Raw genomic sequence first — 15,743 nt, forward strand, 5'->3', positions numbered from 1 at the left:
TCACGCCCGAAGGTGCGCCAAGAGGTCATCGCCCGCGGGGTAGGGCCGTTCCGAGGGCAGCAGACGGGCCGCCGCCTCCAGGTCGTTCCCCTCCCGTACGAGAGCGTGGATCTCCCGCGCGCGGTCGGTGACGTCCGTGATCGAGACCGTCCACTCGTCCGCGTAGCGGCGGGAGGCCTCGCCGGACAGGCCCAGTTGGAGGGAGCGATGGGGGAGCGGGTTGAGGTGGAGGTCGCGTTCCGGGTCCCACTGGACTCGGGCGGGGGATCGGCGCAGGGAGTGTTTCCAGGTGGCCTGGTCGGGGTGGAGACCGGGGGCGTAGTGGGAGAGGCACGCGTTGCGCAAGGCCCAGTCGAAGCCCTCGCGGGTGATCTCGACCGCCAGAACGGTCTCCTGGCCTTCCTTCGTGGCCCAGCCGCAGCGGTACATCATCCAGAGGAAGGACGGCTTGATCCACGTCATGCGGTCCCGCTTCCAGGCGGCGGGAAAGCGCCCGGTGCGGGCCGCGGGTACGCCGAGCGCCGGGGCGTACGCCTGGTAGACGGTGATGGTCGAGTCGGTGTGCAGGGCGCGGATCTGATGGTTCATGATCGCCCAGCGTGCACGTGGCGACGGCGGACCGCCAGCGAATTGTCGGTGCCGCGCGCTACCGTAAAAGCCTCGTGTACGGAGAAGGGGGTCCGGTGGACGCTGAGTTGACGGCGCTTGCGGCGGCGGGGGCGACGGCGCTCGTGCAGCAGATGGTGACCGAGAGCTGGGCCCAGGCGCGGGACCGGGTCGCCCGGTTCTTCGCGCGGGGCAGCGGTGACGAGGAGGCTCTCGCGGGGGAGCTGGAAGAGGCGCGGATCGAAGTCGTCGCCGCGCGGGGCGCGGAGGACGAGGCGACCGCGGCCGACGTGCAGGCGGAGTGGCGTTCCCGCCTCCGCCGCAGGCTCGCCGCCGACCCCGAGGCCGCCGCCGAACTGCGTGCTCTGCTCGAAGAGTTGTCCCCCGAGCCCGACGCGCGGGCGCCGCGCGTCACCATCACGAACAACACCTTCAGCGGCGGCACGCTCTACGGCACATCGATCCAGGCAGGCACCATCGGCACCCAGAACATCAACGGCAACACCCCGTGACGCGGCGGCGGTAGCGGGCTCCCGCACGGCGACCCACCCACACACTCACCACACACTCACCCGCCACCGCCGCACGACCCGTCTAGAAGTCGACCCGCGTCCGCTCGTCCAGCCGCGCCACCGAGTCCTGCGCGAACGCCTTTTCGTAGTCGCTGCGGATCTCCTCGATCTGGGTGTCCCGCTTGCGCGCCTCGGTCGTCGGGTACAGCAGGATCAGTTCGTACGAACGCTCCCGCTCGATCCTGCCGTTGGAGTCGCGCCACTGCCCGCGCCCGTCCTGGATGGTCAGCCCGTCAGGGAAGCCCGGCGTGACCTCCTTGTCGATGAAGGCCATGAACTGCTTGTCGGTCACCGCGGGCCCGCCGTCGGGCCGTTCGGTACCGAAGAAGAGCCGCGTCTCGGTGAACGGCTTGCCGCGGGCGACGGTCGACGTGACGGCCGGGCCGGCGGCGCCGGTCGGGCCGTCGTCGTCCAGCGAGGCGTACGCGGCGGGAGCACCGACGGCCAGCACGGTGGTGGCAGCGGCGGCCACGGCGAGCCGGGTGCCGGAGACGCGGGGAAAGGTGAGGGCCACAGGGCGTTCCTTTTCCGAGGAGGGACGGTCCACAACGGCGGCAAACCGTAGCGGACCCCCGTGCGTCCGGCGCCCTCGATGCCGGGGACATCCGGCGATATGGCCTGATTGGCCCCCGCCGATTTCATGCTCGTGTGGCACGCCCGTCACAGGGCCCCGGATGCGCCCCCGCCCAGCCGGTACGTCGTGAGATCCCGCCAGCCCTTGCCCGCCCCGTCCGTCACGATCAGGTGGACGGTGTCCACGTGGCTGACGATCGGGAGCGCCGGGGCGAGGGCCGTCTCCAGAGTGTCGTAGGCCGCCTCGTAAGTGGCCGGGCCCTCGTGGTTCGCGAGGGTGAGGTGGGGGGCCGGGGGCGGAGTGAAGATGCCGCGGTAGGGGACGGCCTCGGGCCAGCGGGCCGTGAGGGAGCGGGTGAGGGCGCGGACCGGGGTGTCGGGGGTCGGCGGGAGGTGGAGGACGCCGGGGTAGCGGCCGAATTCGCGGAACGTGAGGGTGAAGGGGGCGTGGGCGGCGAAGATCTCCGCGAGGTCCCTGTGGGTGGACGCGGTGAAGCGGGACTCGTTGAGAAACGGGTAGAGCACCGTCACGTGCGCCGGGAAACCGGCCCTCACCAGGGGGTTCGCCTCGGGGATGCGGATGGACAGGGCCGTGTCGCCGGGAAGGTCCGCCCAGCCGTCCGGCTCCGCCGCCCCCTCCGCTGCCCCGTCTGCAGTCCCCGCCCCTGTCCCCGTCGCCGCGAGTGCCTCCATCCCCGCCCCCGTCGCCCCCGCCCGTTCCCGTGTCCCGGTGCTCATCGCGCGCGGTGCAGGCGTGCCGAGAGGTGGTGCTGCAACGGCTGGCCCACGGCCGCGAGGTCGTGGGTGAACGTGAGGGTGTCGTCGTCGGTCAGCGTGTAGCGGCGGCGGGTGGCCGTGACCTCCTTGGCGGTGGGGGTGAGGGCCACGTCGTGGGTGGAGAGGTCGACCGCGCCCTCGGCCGCCTGGCCCACCGCGATCTCCGCGATGCCGGTGGGCTGGGTGACCAGTGCCTCCACCCGGCCGTCGGGCTGCAGCCGCCACCAGCCGCTCTCCCGGGCCGCGGGGCGCAGCGGGGCGTCGTCGGCATCGAGCAGCCACGCCCGGGCCTCGTAACGGAGGAAGGGCCGGCCGTCGTGGCTGAAGGTCACCTCCTGCGCGTACGCGAAGTCCGCGGGGAGCGTCGGATACTCGCCGCGCCCCCGCCCGTGCCACGTGCCCAGGAGCCCGAGCACGGGGCCGAGCAGCGCGTGCGGCGCGGGCGCCTCGTCCGGGCGGTGGCTGTCGGGGTACGGGTGCTCCGGTGCGGGCTCGAACACGGTGGGGCTCCTCGGGATGGTCGGGCGGGTGCCGGGGGAACGGGCGGGTGCCGGGGGGAAGCTTAGGGGGCGTGCCCTTCGGGGGCGGCACGTGCTCCGCCGCCGTAACGTGCCGTCTTCCCACGCGTCACCCGATTCCCTTACGTTGCCCCGGACTTGCCGAGGCGCAGCGGGAGAGGCCCGGACGTGCCGAGGCGTGGCGGGAGAGGGCGGTGGGCGTGATGGTGCGCAAGAGTGCGGGCGGGCTGCTGGTGGCGGCCCTCGTGTGGTGGTGTGCCCTCGGCGGAGCCGGAGCCGGGACCGGAGCCGCCGCGGACCCCCGCGGCGCCGACGACCCCGCGCCGGGAACCTCCTACTCCGCCACCACAGGCGTCGGCGTCCACAACGCCTACGAGAAGGCGAAGTACCCGTACTTCGCCGACGCCCTCGACTCCGGTGCCGCGATGCTCGAACTCGACGTGTGGACCAACGCGTTCGGCGGCGGATGGCGAGTGTCGCACAACAACCCCGTCGGCAACGACAACAACTGCGAGAACGCCCAGAGCCCGGCCGAGCTGCGCACCAAGGCGCGCAACCAGAGCCTCGCGGGGTGCCTGAGGGACATGCGCAGCTGGCACGACGCGCACCCCGGCCACCGGCCAATCCTCGTGAAGGTCGAGCTGAAGGACGGGTTCCAGGGCAGAAGGGGGCGCGGCCCCGCCGACCTGGACGCGCTCCTCACCGGCGTGCTCGGTGACGCCCTCTACCGCCCGGGACAGCTCGCCGCCGGGCACGCCACCCTCGACGACGCCGTACGGGACAAGGGCTGGCCCGCACGCGCCGACCTCGCCGGCAAGTTCGTGGTCGAACTGATCCCCGGCACCGTCGAACGCGGCAACCCGGCCGACACCCTCTGGACCGACCGCGAGTACGCCACCCACCTGCGCGACCTCGTCGCCGCGGGACGCCTCGGCGACGCCGCCGCCTTCCCCGCCGTGCTCGGCGCGGAAGCGGGCGATCCGCGCGGGCGGTACCAGGACGCGTCGCTCCGGCCGTGGTTCGTGCTGTTCGACGGGGACGCCTCCGCGTACGCGGGCGGCGCCATCGACACCCGCTGGTACGCCGACCGGCGCTACCTCGTCGTCATGACCGACGCCCACAACGTCGCCCCCGCCATCGACGGGACGCGGCCGACCGAGGCCCAGGCCAGGGAGCGGGTCGCGCTGCTCGCGGGGAAGCACGCCAGCGTCGTGTCCGCCGACTGGTACCCGCTGCCCGGCGTCCTCTCGACCGTGCTCCCGCGCGGCTGACCCCACCGAGGGCCCGGGACGCCGGGTCCCGGCACGGCGCACGCTCAGGGCTGGATCCGGATCCACACCGGCGCGTGGTCCGACCCGGTCGCGCCCCTCCGTACCGCCGGATCGCCGTCCGCCACCGACGGCAGCGCGCCGGCCGCGGCGCCCGGCGCGCCCGTGTCCGCCGTCCGCACCTGGTCCAGGAGGCTCCGGCTCACCAGGACGTGGTCGATGAGCTCGCGGCGGCCGGCGTGGATGCGGGAGAAGCGCCGGTCGGGCGGGATCAGCGGGGCCACGTTCCACAGCCGTGTCGCGTCGCCCTTGTCCGGCCGGTCGAAGCCCGGCGTGCCGATCTCGGAGCCGGGCGGCCCGAGCAGGAGCTGCGTCGTCGCGGCGCCGACCTCGTCGTTGAGGTCCCCGAGCACGGCGGCCCCGTGCTCGCGGCCGTCGCCGCGCAGCAGCCGGTCGGCGAGCGCGCGCACCGCGGTGGCCTCGGCGGCGCGGCGGTGCAGGGCGTACGCCGCGTACCGCGCGCGCTCGCCCTCGTCCAGCGGCTGGAAGCGGCGCCCGGGATAGGACAGCAGCTTCGACTTGAGGTGGCACACCACCACGTCGAAGAAGAACGCACGCGTCGACACCGTCACCGCGAGAGCCCCGCGCCCGGCGCGCGATGTCGTCCGGCCCGTGTCGTCGGTCTGCACCGGCCGCACCGGTTCCGGAAAGGCGTCCTCGTCGGCGACGACGCAGACCGGGAGGCTGGTGAGGAAGCCGACCCGGATGCCCCGGTCGTCCGCGCGCCGGGAGAGCGTGACGTGCCAGGTGCCCTCCAGCAGGCCCGCCAGATCCTCCAGGGCGGCCCGGTCGCCGACCTCCTGCACACCGAGGACGCTCGGCCCCAGCGCGGTGACCGTCGCCGCGAGCGACGCCAGCTTCGCCTCGTACGCGGCCTTGTCCTTGGGGCCGAACTCCCCGCCGGGGCGGTAGAGGTTCTCCAGGTTCCACGTGCCGACGATCATGTCCGCCTCCCGTGCGGTCGGACCCGGTCCCCTCGGCCGGTCGGCGGGTGGGGCCAGCGTGCCCGCGAAACCGTCCCCGCGACAGGGCCGCCGGATGCGCACTCGCACTACCGTGAAGAGATGACGCCGCCTCCCGCGCCGGGCCCCGCCGGTCTCACCCCCCACGGCCCGGCCGGATCCACCCCTCACGCCCCCGCCGACCTCGTCGTCACGGGCTGCACGGCACTGACCCACGACCCGCGCGGTGAGATCGTCTTCGTCGACGACGCCACGATCGTCGTACGTGACGGACTCATCGCCTCCGTCACGGCGGGCGTCCCCGATGCCGGTGTTCCCGCGGCGGCCGAGCACCTCGACGGCCGCGGCACCGTCGCCCTCCCCGGCCTCGTCAACTGCCACACGCACACACCGATGGTGGCCCTGCGCGGCCTCGCCGAGGACCTGCCGGCCCACGCGTGGTTCAACGACTGGATCTGGCCCGTCGAGTCCAACCTGAGCGAACGCGTCGTCGGGCTCGGCGCACGGCTCGCCGGCGCCGAGCTGATCCGCGGTGGCGTCACCACCTTCGCCGACCACTACTTCGCCATGGACGAGGTGGCCGCCGCCACCGAGGAGAGCGGCCTGCGCGCCGTCCTCGGCCAGGCCTACTTCAGCTCGCAGGGGCCCGCGGGCCGCGCCGCCTCCCTCGACTTCGCGCTGCGGCAGCGCGGCGCCGCCGAAGGACGCATCACCACCTGCCTCGCCCCGCACGCCCCCTACACCGTCGACGGGCCCGACCTCGCCGCGACCGCCGAACTCGCCGGGGAACACGGCCTCCTCGTCCACATCCACGCCGCCGAGAACCGCGAGCAGACCGACAACAGCCTGGCCCGCCACGGCCGCACCCCCGTCGAGATCCTGGAGCGCGCCGGACTCCTCGACGTCGACCTCCTCCTCGCCCACGCCACCGGCCTCGACCCCGCCCGCGACCTGCCCGTCCTGCGCCGCGCCGCGGCACGCTCCGGCGGCCGCGTCGCCGTCGCCTCCGCGCCGCGCGGCTATCTCAAGTTCGGCTGGGACACCACGCCCGTACGGGCGCTGCGCGAGGCGGGCGTCCCGGTCGGCCTGGCCACGGACGGCGCCGCGTCCAACAACACCCTCGACGTGTGGGAGTCCATGACGCTGACCGCGCTCGTCCAGAAGTACGTGGAACGGGACCCCACCTGGCTCACCGCCCGCCAGGCCCTGGACCACGCCACCCTGCAGAGCGCGCGGGCCGTCGGACTCGGGGACGAGATCGGCAGCCTCGCCGCAGGGCGGCGCGCCGACCTCGTCCTCGTCGACATGACCGGACCGCACACCCAGCCCGTGCACGACCTCGCGGCCACGCTCGTGCACAGCGCGCGCTCCGGCGACGTGCGCACCACGGTCGTGGCCGGCCGGATCCTGATGCGCGACCGTGAGCTGCTGACCCTCGATGTGCCGCACCTGGTGGGGGAGTTGAGCGGCCTGCTGCCGGAACTCGTCGACCGGAGCCACGGGAAGCGGATCCAGGAGTACGAGGGATGATCCTTCGGAAATTCTTCGCCCGCGAGCGATGAGTTCCGCGAACCCCGCGGGTCCACCCTTCGCAGACGTACGCCCGAAGGGTGGAGGAGACACGCCATGGGACTTCCGGACATCGTCACGCGCGAGGAGTGGCTCGCCGCGCGTGAGGAGCTGCTGGCCAAGGAGAAGGCGGCCACCCGCGCGCGTGACGCGCTCAACGCCGAGCGGCGCCGGCTGCCGATGGTCGAGGTCGACAAGGAGTACTACTTCGACGGCTCCGACGGAAAGGCGACGCTGCTCGACCTCTTCGACGGCAAGGACCAACTGATCGTCTACCACTTCATGTTCGCCCCCGAGTGGGACGCGGGCTGCCGCAGCTGCTCCGGGTTCCTCGACCAGATCGGGCACCTCGCGCACCTGCGGGCCCGCTCCACGAACTTCGTCGCGGTGTCGCGCGCGCCGTTCACCAAACTGCTCGCCTTCAAGGCCCGGATGGGCTGGACAGTCCCCTGGTACTCGACGAACGGCGGCGACTTCAACCACGACTTCCAGGCGTCGTCCCCGGAAGAGCCCCACGACGTGCCCGCCATCAACTGCTTCCTGCGGTACGGCGACCGCGTCTTCCACACGTACGCGACGTTCGCCCGCGGCCTGGACGGCATCGGCTCCACCACCAGCCTCCTCGACCTCACCGCGCTCGGCCGGCAGGAGGAGTGGGAGGAGCCCGCGGGGCGGGCGACGGCGTTCGGGGCCCCCGCGGGCAGCGCCCGGGTGCGCTACCACGACGAGTACGAGGACTGAGCCGGGCCCCGGGAGAACCCTGGGAATCGCCCCCGTTCCGTCTCAGTTGCGTCACGCCGCGCATCCGCGGGGCAGCCCCGCGCGTTCTCCTCAGTACAGAAGTCCGGAGTCCGTGGAGCGCGGACCGCGGACGTGACAGAACGGCACGGGGGACAAGGATCATGATGAACGGACCAGTGGTGTTGGAGCGGTTCCCCGCGGGCGGACCGCGCGGATCGTGGCCCGCGGAGGAGTTCGCGCGGGCCCGTCGGCAGGAAGGGCAGCCCGCGGAGGTCGTGATGGACCTCGCGTCGGACGCCTTCCTGGTGATCGTGCGCGTCCCCGAGAAGGCCGGAGAACTCGCCGCCGTGTGAGCGCGGCCTCAGACCCGTGAGCGCGGCCTCAGGCCACCGTGCGGCGGAAACCGGCGCTCACGCGCTCAGGGCCCGCGACCAGCCCGGTGTGGTCCCCGTGACCCGGCACAGCGCCAGATACAGCGGGATCGGCGGGGTGTAAGGGACGTCGCCCGCAGGACGGTTGATCAGGACCGGCCGGCAGTCGGCGTCCCGCACCACCGCGCCCGCCGAGTAGGCGACCGGTGAGGGCCACTCCATCGCGACGTCGGAGTCCGCGGGCACGATCCACCACCAGCGCGCCCCCTCCTCGTACACACATCCCACGCGGGGCAGCCTGGACATCAGCCGGGGGCCGAACACCGCGGGCACCGCCACCGCGTCGCAGCCGAGCGGCTCGGTCATCCCCTCGGGCAGATCGAGCCGCAGGGGTGGTGGTGTCGGTCTCCCGGTGCGCTGCCGCCGTCGCGACAGACCGACCAAGGTGTTCAGATCCAACGGCCGCACCGTACCCGCGCTCACATGCCCCCCGCCCGTGTCACTGCCACGCTCGTTCGTTCCGTTCTCCGCGTGCGCCGGTCCGCGCACCCGCCGTTCTCCGTGCACGCCGGTCCGCGCACACGCCGTTCTCAGCACGCGCCGTCACCGGCGCACGCGGTCCTCAGTCACACATCGGCGCCGGCGAGGACGCCGACCGCCGCAACTCCGCCCACACCGTGAGCCCGAAACCGGGCCCCGCGTCGTGGACGCCCCACGCGCTGCTCACCGCGTCGACAAGGAGCAGTCCCCTCCCGTGCTCCTCGTCGGCCCCCCTGTGCGCGGGGCGCGGCATCCCTGAACCGCACCCCTCGTCACGTACGGCTATTCGCAGCTTCTCCGGATCCGCGCAGAGCTCGCAGATGATCCGCCGGCTCGCGGTGTGCACCACGGCATTGGTGACCAGTTCGGAGAGAACGAGTGCCGCCGCGTCGCAGGCGTCGTCGTCCCGCACCGCCCACCGGTCCAGCTGCGTGCGCATCAGGCGTCTCGCCTGTGCGACGGAGCCCGGACGCGGTGCGAGGGCGAAACTGACGCAGACCTCGGCGGCCTCGGGCCACGCCTCGGCGAGATCGCCAAGTCGGCCTTCAGCGGCGTCGGTTCGTAACGGCGCGGGCGGAGTCACGCTCTCCACTATCGCCCCGCCCGGAACACCTTGGCAAGACCCACTCTGAAAAGTGCACAGTGGCGTGTTCCTCCGTGACGGCGCATGGCACACTGCTCGCTACAGCTCGCGGTGCGGTGTGAGTTGAAGCAACGCGGAGTCAGGTGGAGGTAGGAGACGTGAGCGAACCGCGGTCAGCCCCGACCGTCGGCCAGGTCGTTCTCGGTCGTCGCCTGCAGGATCTGCGTGAGAGCGCGGGCCTGAAACGCGAGGAGGCCGCGAAGATCCTCCGCGTCGCCCCCGCCACCGTCCGGCGCATGGAGACGGCCGAGGTCGCGCTGAAGATCCCGTATCTCCAGCTGCTCCTGAAGTCCTACGGCGTCGCGGAGGACGAGGCCGACGCCTTCGTCCAGCTCGCCGAAGAGGCCAACAAACCCGGCTGGTGGCAGCGGTTCCACGACATCCTGCCGGGCTGGTTCAGCATGTACGTCAGCCTGGAGGGGGCCGCCAGCCTCATCAGGTCGTACGAACCCCACTTCGTGCCGGGCCTCCTGCAGACCGAGGAGTACGCGCGCGGCGTGATGCGGTCCGGCGCCATCGGCCAGACCCGGCCCGCGGACATCGAGCGGTACGTGGCGCTGCGCATGGAACGCCAGTCGCTGCTCGCCCGTGAGGACGCGCCCCGGCTGTGGGTGGTCATGGACGAGACCGCGCTGCGCAGGCCCGTGGGCGGAGCCGACGTGATGCGGGAGCAGATCGACCGCCTCCTCGAAGCCGCCGAGCTGCCCCATGTGACCCTGCAGGTCGCCACCTTCGCGGCGGGCCCGCACCCCGGAACGTACGGACCGTTCGTGCTCTTCCGCTTCGCCATGGCGGAGCTGCCCGACATGGTCTACAGCGAGTACCTGACCGGCGCCGTCTACCTGGACGCGCGCAAAGAGGTGGCCACCCACCTGGAGGTCATGGACCGCATGGCGGCGCAGGCCGCCACCGCACAACGCACGAAGGAGATCCTCCGGGACCTCCGCAAGGAGCTGTGACATGGACCGACATCGAGCCGGAACGCGCCCTGCCGGTCCGCGTTCACCCGGAGCCCGCGACGACTCGCGCAGCGAGGTCAGGGAGTCCCGGATCTACAACGGCATGCCCGCCCGCGACCTCGGCACCGAGGGCTGGCACAAGCCCTGGAGCGGCGGCAACGGCGGCAACTGCCTGGAAGCCATGAAGCTGGCCGACGGGCGCGTCGCCGTGCGCCAGTCCGCCGACCCCGACGGGCCTGCGCTGATCTACACGCACGGGGAGATCACCGCGTTCATCGAGGGTGCGAAGGCGGGCGAAGCGGACTTCCTGCTGTCGTGACCGCCGCCCGCCGCCCGTTACCCGTCGCTCACCGCCCGTCACTCTCCGCCCGCCGCCCAGCCGTTCGCCGTCGACGCTTGGAGTCCGCATGACCGACCCGTCGTACATCGACACCAGCAAGCCGCACCCCGCACGGATGTACGACTGGTTCCTCGGCGGCAAGGACAACTACCCGGTGGACGAGGAGATGGGCCGCCAGCTCGTCGCCATGGACGGACGGGTCCTGACGACGGCACGGGCCAACCGGGCGTTCATGCAGCGCGCCACCCGCTGGCTCGCGACCCAGGGCGTACGGCAGTACCTGGACATCGGCACCGGCATACCGACCGAACCGAACCTCCATCAGATCGCGCAGGCGATCGCCCCGGACGCCCGCGTCGTCTACTGCGACAACGACCCCATCGTCCTGGCCCACGCCGAGGCGCTGCTGCGCTCGACGCCGCAGGGCGTCACCGAGTACATCCAGGCGGACTTCCGCGAGCCGGCGAAGATCCTCGAAGAGGCCGGGCGCGTCCTGGATTTCGACCGGCCCGTCGCCCTGTCGCTCGTCGCGCTGCTGCACTTCATCGCGGACGAGGACGGCGCGTACGACCTGGTGGACCGGATGATGAGCGCCCTGCCGGCCGGCAGCCACCTGGTCCTCTCGCACGGCACGGCCGACTTCACCCCGGCCACCGCCAAGCAGGCCACGGAGCTCTACAAGGCGCGCGGCATGACCCTGGCGCTGCGCACGCGCGCCGAGGTGGAGCGCTTCTTCGAAGGGTACGAACTGGTGGACCCCGGCGTGGAGATCCTCGACCGCTGGAAGCCGGAGCCGGGCGAGCCGGGGCCCGATCCCGAGGAGGGGCCGACGCCGGGGTACGGCGGGGTGGCGCGCAAGCGCTGAGCGTCCCTGGTCGTACCACTGGACCTCAGGTCACGCCGAGGATGAAGCACGCCGTCGCGGCGAGCGACGCGACACCACGCACGTGATTCCATACGGTCCACTCCCTGACGTACGTACGCCAGTACGCGGCGCCCTCCGCGCTGTCCGGGTCGACCTCGGCGAGGGCGTCGTTGCGCGGGACGTTCGCCACGACGGTCACGCCGAACGAGCCGACCAGATACAGCGCGCTGCCGAGCAGCAGCTCGACCGTGCCGTCGTCCGGCCAGAGCACGAACGTCACGACGGCGAGCACCGCGCAGAGCCCCGTCGCGCCCAGGAACACGGCCATGAAGGCCGGGGTGACCGCGGTGACGTTGATCCGGTTCATCGCGGCGATCCCCTGGGCCGGGGGCAGTGCCGCGAGACCCTTCATCACGAAGGTGGAGAACGCGGCGAAGACCCCGGCGACGAGGCCGCAGGCGAGAGCCCCGAGCACGGTGAGCACGAAGTACGGTCCGTCGATCATGACAACTCCCGTGGGACTGGGGCGGTTACGTCGGAGGAGGCTACGTCGGACGGCGGGCGCGAGTGATCCTGCAGTGCGGCCTCGATCCACCACAAGTCAATTCCCGTCGGCCCGCGACCGCCATACGCGACGCCCGCGGCCGCATACGCCGCCGTCTCGGGGGCGTCACACGCCTGCCCGGCGCAGGCCGTCCTCGTCCGGTGGCTCGCGCCACTCCCGCAGCGTCGCCTGCACCGCGGCGCCGATCCGCCGCCGTGCCTCCCCGCGCGGCACCCCGCTCATCAGCAACCGGTCGTACGGCGTGGCCGTGTGCCGCACCGCCGCCACGACCGCCGCCGTCACCGCCCCCTCCGAGAGCGCCCGCCCCGCCGCGCTCCGCCCCACCCGGCCGCTGCCGCGCACCGACGCGTGGGCGGCGACGGCGCGGGCCCGGTCCTGCGGGCAGCCGGGAAAGATCCGCCGTATCTCCGCGGCGAACGCCTCCGTGAACCGCACGTCCTCCGCGGCCCGCCGTGCCGCGTCGCGCGCCCGGCGCCGCGCCCGTGCCTCCGCGTCGGCCAGGCACCGCTCCTCGGCGCTCGCGAGCGCTGCCTCCTCGACGAGCACCCCCTGCCGTTCGTAGCGGGCGCGGCGGCGGTGGAAGCGGACGACCACGGCCGAGAGGCCGCTGCCCTCGCGGGCCCGCCGCGTGAGCGCCGTGTCGCCGCGCGGCAGGTACATGAGGTGCCCGAGGTCGGCGCAGTCCAGGCAGCGCGGCTCGCCGCCCTCCAGGACGAGCAGCGGGAGCGGCCCGGAACGGCACTCCGCGCAGTGCCTTCGCCGCAGCGGCTGGAAGACCAGGAGCCCGGCGCGGGCGGACGGAATGACCGGAGAGCTCGTCATGCCCCTTTCATCCCCGCGACCGCTCTCCGCGAAGCGGCGCCTCCGTACCTCCGTCTCCGTACCTCTGTCCCTGCGGCGCCTGTGCGAGTACCGGGCATCATGGGCCCGTGCGACTCGAACCGATCACCTGGGAACGCCTGGCCGACACCCTCGCCGACCGCCTGCTCGACCTGAAGACGGCCGACGGCGGTCCGTGGACGCGGGTGGCCGTCGACGGGGCGCCGGGCTCCGGCACCGGTGAACTGGCGCGCCTGGTGGGCGACGCGCTGCGCCCGCGGGGGCGGAGCGCGCTGGTCATCGGCACGGCGGGCTTCCTGCGGCCCGCGTCGCTCCGCTTCGAGTACGGCCACGAGGACGTGGAGGCGTACTACAGCGGGTGGTTCGACACCGGCGCGCTGTGGCGTGAGGTCTTCGGGCCGCTCGACCCCGGCGGCACCGGGCGGGTCCTGCCCGATCTGTGGGACCCGGCGACCGACCGCGCGACCCGCAGCCCGTACGTCGAACTCCCGCCCGGCGGAATGCTGTTGCTGCACGGTCCCCTGCTCCTCGGCCACTGGTTCCCGTTCGACCTGACCGTGCACGTGCGCCTCTCGCCGGGCGCCCTGAGGCGACGCACACCGGAGGGCGAGCGGTGGACGCTGCCGGCCTTCGAGCGGTACGAGACGGAGGTGGACCCCGTGACCGCGGCCGACGTGGTGGTGCGGGCGGACGATCCCCGGCATCCGGCGTGGAGCGGCTGATCCGCTCGGCGTGATCGTCCCGAACCCTGTATATGCACGTGCATGTAGTCTAGGGTGCGGGCATGACGACGAACTCGCACGTGCGACCGATTTCCATCGGCGACTCCGTCCGCGCCCTGCTCGACGGAAAGAACTTCGCCAGTGTCGCGACCCTGGGCCCCGGCGGCGCGCCCCACAACTCGGTGGTGTGGGTCAAGCGGGACGGCGACGCTGTGCTCTTCTCCGCCACCGCGGGCCGGCAGAAGGTCCGCAACCTCGAACGCGACCCGCGCATCAGCCTCTCGATCTACGACCTCGCGAACCCGTACTCCTCGGCCGAGATCCGGGGTGTCGCCGAGATCCTCCCGGACGAGGGCAAGCGGCTGCCGCACGAGCTCTCCCACAAGTACCTCGGCATCGACCCGCCCGCGGAGAAGGACGACGAGGTCCGGGTGATCGTCCGGGTGACCCCGCACAAGATCGTCACGTTCGCGCCCTGACCGGTGCGGCCCGGCGGGCTCCGGATGCGGGCCGTCGTGGGCGCCGCGAGAATGAGGAGCGCCGGGACCAGCCGCGCCTCCGCGCCGCTCCGGACACTGCCCGGCAACGGGAGGTAGTGATGACCACCGCCGGAGACATCATGCACCGGGGCGCCCAGTGGATCCCCAGTCACGAGACCCTGGACCGCGCGGCCCAGCTGATGCGTCAACTGGACGTGGGCGCGCTGCCCATCAGCGACGAGAACGAACGGCTCTGCGGCATCCTCACCGACCGCGACATCGTCGTCGGCTGCGTGGCCATGGGGCACGACCCCGCCGAGGTCACGGCGGGTGAGATGGCCAAGGGCACGCCGCGCTGGATCGACGCGGGCGCCGACGTCGACGAGGTCCTGCGGGAGATGCAGGGCCACCAGATCCGCCGGCTGCCGGTGATCGAGAACAAGCGGCTCGTCGGCATGATCAGCGAGGCCGACCTCGCCACCCACCTCACCGACGACCAGCTCGCGGGCTGGGTCGAGAGCGTGTACGCCAAGGGGTGACCGGGGCGGCGTGCCGGTTCACAGCCAGCCGTTCCGCCGGAACCCCCGGTACAGCAGCACACAGGCCGTCACGATCACGGACATGACGAGCGGATAGCCGAACCGCCAGCGCAGCTCCGGCATGTGATCGAAGTTCATGCCGTACATGCCGCAGACCATCGTCGGCACCGCGATGACCGCCGCCCATGCGGTGATCTTCCGCATGTCCTCGTTCTGCGCGACCGTCACCTGCGCCAGGTGGGCCTGAAGAATCGAGTTCAGCAACTCGTCGAACGCGGCGATCTGTTCCGTGGCCCGCTTCAGGTGGTCGTCGACATCCCTGAAGTACGCCTGTATCTCCGGGGCGATGATCCGCATCGGCTCGGTGGCGAGCACCTGGAGCGGACGGCCGAGCGGCACCACCGCCCGCTTCAGCTCGAGCAGTTCGCGCTTGAGCTGGTAGATCCGGCCCGGGTCGGCCCGCGCGCCGTCCGGGGCGAACACGTCCGTCTCGACCTGGTCGATGTCCGACTGCACCGCGTCGGTCGACGCGAGATAGTCGTCCACGACCTGGTCGGCGATGGCGTGCAGCACGGCGGCCGGGCCCTGCGCGAGCTGCTCGGGCGAGGCCTCCAGCTCCTCGCGCAGCGGCCCGAGCGAACCGTGCCGGCCGTGCCGGACCGTGATGACGAAGTCCCTGCCCACGAAGACCATGATCTCGCCGGTGTCCACCACCTCGCTGGTCGCGGTCAGCTCGCCGTGTTCCACGTAGCAGACGGTCTTGAACACGGCGAACAGCGTCTGGTCGTACCGCTCCACCTTGGGCCGCTGGTGCGCGTGCACCGCGTCCTCCACCGCGAGCGGGTGCAGCCCGAAGAGGTCGGCGATGTCGGCGAACTCGTCCTCCGTCGGCTCGTGCAGCCCCAGCCAGACGAAGCCGTCCCCGGACTTGCGGATCCGCTCCACCGACTCGACCAGATCACGGCCCTGCGGCTCGCGCACCCCTTCCCGGTACGTCACGCAGTTCACCACCGAGGAGCCCAGCGGGGAGCGGGCCGGGTGGCTCAGGTCGACGCGGGTCCCGCGGCGGGCCAGGCGCGCGACCTTCCGCAGGCCACCGACTCTGCGCAGGCCACCGACCTTGCGCAGGTTCCCGACCTTTCGCAGATTGCCTGCCATCGACATAGGGGCTCCTCGCAGTGACGACTTGGCGTGCCAGTCTGACAGCACGGTCCGACCGCCCGCCAAGCCCTGT

At 72.5% G+C, this 15,743-nt stretch carries 21 protein-coding genes; 11 read left to right on the forward strand and 10 right to left on the reverse strand.

Translation table 11 applies throughout. The features are described 5' to 3' along the window. Positions 1 to 588 (reverse strand): DUF4291 domain-containing protein, encoded by a 588-nt coding sequence (locus ACZ7LU_RS29865; RefSeq protein ID WP_471918512.1) that lies wholly within the window; start codon positions 586 to 588, stop codon positions 1 to 3. 95 nt (positions 589 to 683) lie between these two features. Here ACZ7LU_RS29865 and ACZ7LU_RS29870 point away from each other — a divergent pair, with 95 nt between their 5' ends. Further along, the gene (locus ACZ7LU_RS29870; RefSeq protein ID WP_471918513.1) at positions 684 to 1,118 is read left to right on the forward strand and encodes a hypothetical protein; all 435 of its coding nucleotides are present in this window, start codon (positions 684 to 686) and stop codon (positions 1,116 to 1,118) included. An 82-nt stretch (positions 1,119 to 1,200) separates the two neighbouring features. Here the strand turns inward: ACZ7LU_RS29870 and ACZ7LU_RS29875 are convergent, their stop codons facing one another. From ACZ7LU_RS29875 to ACZ7LU_RS29885, 3 genes are all read right to left on the reverse strand, one after another. Further along, complete coding sequence (locus tag ACZ7LU_RS29875) at positions 1,201 to 1,692, reverse strand: DUF3574 domain-containing protein (RefSeq protein WP_398307431.1); 492 nt, start codon at positions 1,690 to 1,692, stop codon at positions 1,201 to 1,203. A 146-nt stretch (positions 1,693 to 1,838) separates the two neighbouring features. After that, on the reverse strand, positions 1,839 to 2,489 hold the full coding sequence (locus tag ACZ7LU_RS29880; RefSeq protein WP_471918514.1) for a 2'-5' RNA ligase family protein: 651 nt from the start codon (positions 2,487 to 2,489) through the stop codon (positions 1,839 to 1,841). After that, positions 2,486 to 3,028, reverse strand: coding sequence for a nitrobindin family protein (locus ACZ7LU_RS29885; RefSeq protein ID WP_471918515.1), 543 nt, complete (start codon positions 3,026 to 3,028; stop codon positions 2,486 to 2,488). Before ACZ7LU_RS29885 ends, ACZ7LU_RS29880 begins: the two co-directional genes overlap by 4 nt. A 221-nt stretch (positions 3,029 to 3,249) precedes the next feature. Between ACZ7LU_RS29885 and ACZ7LU_RS29890 the strand changes: the two genes are divergently transcribed. After that, the gene (locus ACZ7LU_RS29890; RefSeq protein ID WP_471918516.1) at positions 3,250 to 4,317 is read left to right on the forward strand and encodes a phosphatidylinositol-specific phospholipase C domain-containing protein; all 1,068 of its coding nucleotides are present in this window, start codon (positions 3,250 to 3,252) and stop codon (positions 4,315 to 4,317) included. Positions 4,318 to 4,361: 44 nt separating this feature from the next. On the opposite strand, the gene ACZ7LU_RS29895 is transcribed toward ACZ7LU_RS29890, so the two are convergent. Then, positions 4,362 to 5,318 (reverse strand): endonuclease/exonuclease/phosphatase family protein, encoded by a 957-nt coding sequence (locus ACZ7LU_RS29895; protein WP_471918517.1) that lies wholly within the window; start codon positions 5,316 to 5,318, stop codon positions 4,362 to 4,364. 120 nt (positions 5,319 to 5,438) lie between these two features. On the opposite strand from ACZ7LU_RS29895, the gene ACZ7LU_RS29900 reads away from it, so the two are divergent. The 3 genes from ACZ7LU_RS29900 to ACZ7LU_RS29910 all read left to right on the forward strand — a co-directional run bounded on the left by ACZ7LU_RS29900 (position 5,439) and on the right by ACZ7LU_RS29910 (position 7,999). Further along, positions 5,439 to 6,866, forward strand: coding sequence for an amidohydrolase (locus ACZ7LU_RS29900; RefSeq protein ID WP_471918518.1), 1,428 nt, complete (start codon positions 5,439 to 5,441; stop codon positions 6,864 to 6,866). A gap of 96 nt (positions 6,867 to 6,962) precedes the next feature. After that, the gene (locus ACZ7LU_RS29905) at positions 6,963 to 7,646 is read left to right on the forward strand and encodes a DUF899 domain-containing protein (RefSeq protein WP_468311144.1); all 684 of its coding nucleotides are present in this window, start codon (positions 6,963 to 6,965) and stop codon (positions 7,644 to 7,646) included. A gap of 164 nt (positions 7,647 to 7,810) precedes the next feature. Further along, positions 7,811 to 7,999 carry a hypothetical protein gene (locus ACZ7LU_RS29910; protein WP_398307820.1) on the forward strand — a complete coding sequence of 63 codons (189 nt, stop codon included), beginning with the start codon at positions 7,811 to 7,813 and terminating at the stop codon, positions 7,997 to 7,999. 57 nt (positions 8,000 to 8,056) lie between these two features. On the opposite strand, the gene ACZ7LU_RS29915 is transcribed toward ACZ7LU_RS29910, so the two are convergent. Both ACZ7LU_RS29915 and ACZ7LU_RS29920 read right to left on the reverse strand, forming a co-directional pair. After that, a complete protein-coding gene (locus tag ACZ7LU_RS29915) occupies positions 8,057 to 8,485 on the reverse strand; it encodes a hypothetical protein (protein ID WP_471918610.1) in 429 nt (142 codons plus the stop codon). A 154-nt stretch (positions 8,486 to 8,639) separates the two neighbouring features. After that, complete coding sequence (locus ACZ7LU_RS29920; protein ID WP_398307443.1) at positions 8,640 to 9,140, reverse strand: ATP-binding protein; 501 nt, start codon at positions 9,138 to 9,140, stop codon at positions 8,640 to 8,642. Positions 9,141 to 9,298: 158 nt separating this feature from the next. On the opposite strand from ACZ7LU_RS29920, the gene ACZ7LU_RS29925 reads away from it, so the two are divergent. The 3 genes from ACZ7LU_RS29925 (at position 9,299) to ACZ7LU_RS29935 (ending at position 11,364) form a co-directional block, all read left to right on the forward strand. After that, entirely contained in the window at positions 9,299 to 10,159 is an 861-nt protein-coding gene (locus ACZ7LU_RS29925; RefSeq protein ID WP_471918519.1) for a helix-turn-helix domain-containing protein, read from the forward strand. Positions 10,160 to 10,262: 103 nt separating this feature from the next. After that, positions 10,263 to 10,478, forward strand: coding sequence for a DUF397 domain-containing protein (locus ACZ7LU_RS29930; RefSeq protein WP_362995613.1), 216 nt, complete (start codon positions 10,263 to 10,265; stop codon positions 10,476 to 10,478). 88 nt (positions 10,479 to 10,566) lie between these two features. Then, positions 10,567 to 11,364, forward strand: a complete 798-nt coding sequence (locus ACZ7LU_RS29935; RefSeq protein ID WP_471918520.1) for an SAM-dependent methyltransferase — start codon at positions 10,567 to 10,569, stop codon at positions 11,362 to 11,364. 25 nt (positions 11,365 to 11,389) lie between these two features. On the opposite strand, the gene ACZ7LU_RS29940 is transcribed toward ACZ7LU_RS29935, so the two are convergent. Both ACZ7LU_RS29940 and ACZ7LU_RS29945 read right to left on the reverse strand, forming a co-directional pair. Then, a complete protein-coding gene (locus tag ACZ7LU_RS29940) occupies positions 11,390 to 11,869 on the reverse strand; it encodes a DUF1772 domain-containing protein (protein ID WP_398307449.1) in 480 nt (159 codons plus the stop codon). 165 nt (positions 11,870 to 12,034) lie between these two features. Then, entirely contained in the window at positions 12,035 to 12,751 is a 717-nt protein-coding gene (locus tag ACZ7LU_RS29945) for a DUF2293 domain-containing protein (RefSeq protein ID WP_471918521.1), read from the reverse strand. Positions 12,752 to 12,858: 107 nt separating this feature from the next. On the opposite strand from ACZ7LU_RS29945, the gene ACZ7LU_RS29950 reads away from it, so the two are divergent. The 3 genes from ACZ7LU_RS29950 (at position 12,859) to ACZ7LU_RS29960 (ending at position 14,509) form a co-directional block, all read left to right on the forward strand. After that, positions 12,859 to 13,491 carry a nucleoside/nucleotide kinase family protein gene (locus tag ACZ7LU_RS29950; RefSeq protein ID WP_471918522.1) on the forward strand — a complete coding sequence of 211 codons (633 nt, stop codon included), beginning with the start codon at positions 12,859 to 12,861 and terminating at the stop codon, positions 13,489 to 13,491. 62 nt (positions 13,492 to 13,553) lie between these two features. Beyond that, positions 13,554 to 13,970 (forward strand): PPOX class F420-dependent oxidoreductase, encoded by a 417-nt coding sequence (locus ACZ7LU_RS29955; RefSeq protein ID WP_471918523.1) that lies wholly within the window; start codon positions 13,554 to 13,556, stop codon positions 13,968 to 13,970. A gap of 119 nt (positions 13,971 to 14,089) precedes the next feature. Further along, positions 14,090 to 14,509 carry a CBS domain-containing protein gene (locus ACZ7LU_RS29960; RefSeq protein ID WP_398307456.1) on the forward strand — a complete coding sequence of 140 codons (420 nt, stop codon included), beginning with the start codon at positions 14,090 to 14,092 and terminating at the stop codon, positions 14,507 to 14,509. Positions 14,510 to 14,527: 18 nt separating this feature from the next. Here ACZ7LU_RS29960 and ACZ7LU_RS29965 read toward each other — a convergent pair whose 3' ends face one another. Further along, a complete protein-coding gene (locus ACZ7LU_RS29965; RefSeq protein ID WP_398307824.1) occupies positions 14,528 to 15,655 on the reverse strand; it encodes a magnesium and cobalt transport protein CorA in 1,128 nt (375 codons plus the stop codon). Between the last annotated feature and the right edge of the window lie 88 nt (positions 15,656 to 15,743).

Source organism: Streptomyces sp. NPDC039462 (assembly GCF_055639375.1).

Coding starts and splice junctions, on each gene's coding strand:
- ACZ7LU_RS29895 (WP_471918517.1), bottom strand. CDS start 5,318: ATGATCGTCGGCACGTGGAACCTGGAGAACCTCTACCGCCCCGGCGGG.
- ACZ7LU_RS29930 (WP_362995613.1), top strand. CDS start 10,263: ATGCCCGCCCGCGACCTCGGCACCGAGGGCTGGCACAAGCCCTGGAGC.
- ACZ7LU_RS29890 (WP_471918516.1), top strand. CDS start 3,250: ATGGTGCGCAAGAGTGCGGGCGGGCTGCTGGTGGCGGCCCTCGTGTGG.
- ACZ7LU_RS29910 (WP_398307820.1), top strand. CDS start 7,811: ATGAACGGACCAGTGGTGTTGGAGCGGTTCCCCGCGGGCGGACCGCGC.
- ACZ7LU_RS29945 (WP_471918521.1), bottom strand. CDS start 12,751: ATGACGAGCTCTCCGGTCATTCCGTCCGCCCGCGCCGGGCTCCTGGTC.
- ACZ7LU_RS29960 (WP_398307456.1), top strand. CDS start 14,090: ATGACCACCGCCGGAGACATCATGCACCGGGGCGCCCAGTGGATCCCC.
- ACZ7LU_RS29940 (WP_398307449.1), bottom strand. CDS start 11,869: ATGATCGACGGACCGTACTTCGTGCTCACCGTGCTCGGGGCTCTCGCC.
- ACZ7LU_RS29905 (WP_468311144.1), top strand. CDS start 6,963: ATGGGACTTCCGGACATCGTCACGCGCGAGGAGTGGCTCGCCGCGCGT.
- ACZ7LU_RS29955 (WP_471918523.1), top strand. CDS start 13,554: ATGACGACGAACTCGCACGTGCGACCGATTTCCATCGGCGACTCCGTC.
- ACZ7LU_RS29900 (WP_471918518.1), top strand. CDS start 5,439: ATGACGCCGCCTCCCGCGCCGGGCCCCGCCGGTCTCACCCCCCACGGC.
- ACZ7LU_RS29880 (WP_471918514.1), bottom strand. CDS start 2,489: ATGAGCACCGGGACACGGGAACGGGCGGGGGCGACGGGGGCGGGGATG.
- ACZ7LU_RS29865 (WP_471918512.1), bottom strand. CDS start 588: ATGAACCATCAGATCCGCGCCCTGCACACCGACTCGACCATCACCGTC.
- ACZ7LU_RS29935 (WP_471918520.1), top strand. CDS start 10,567: ATGACCGACCCGTCGTACATCGACACCAGCAAGCCGCACCCCGCACGG.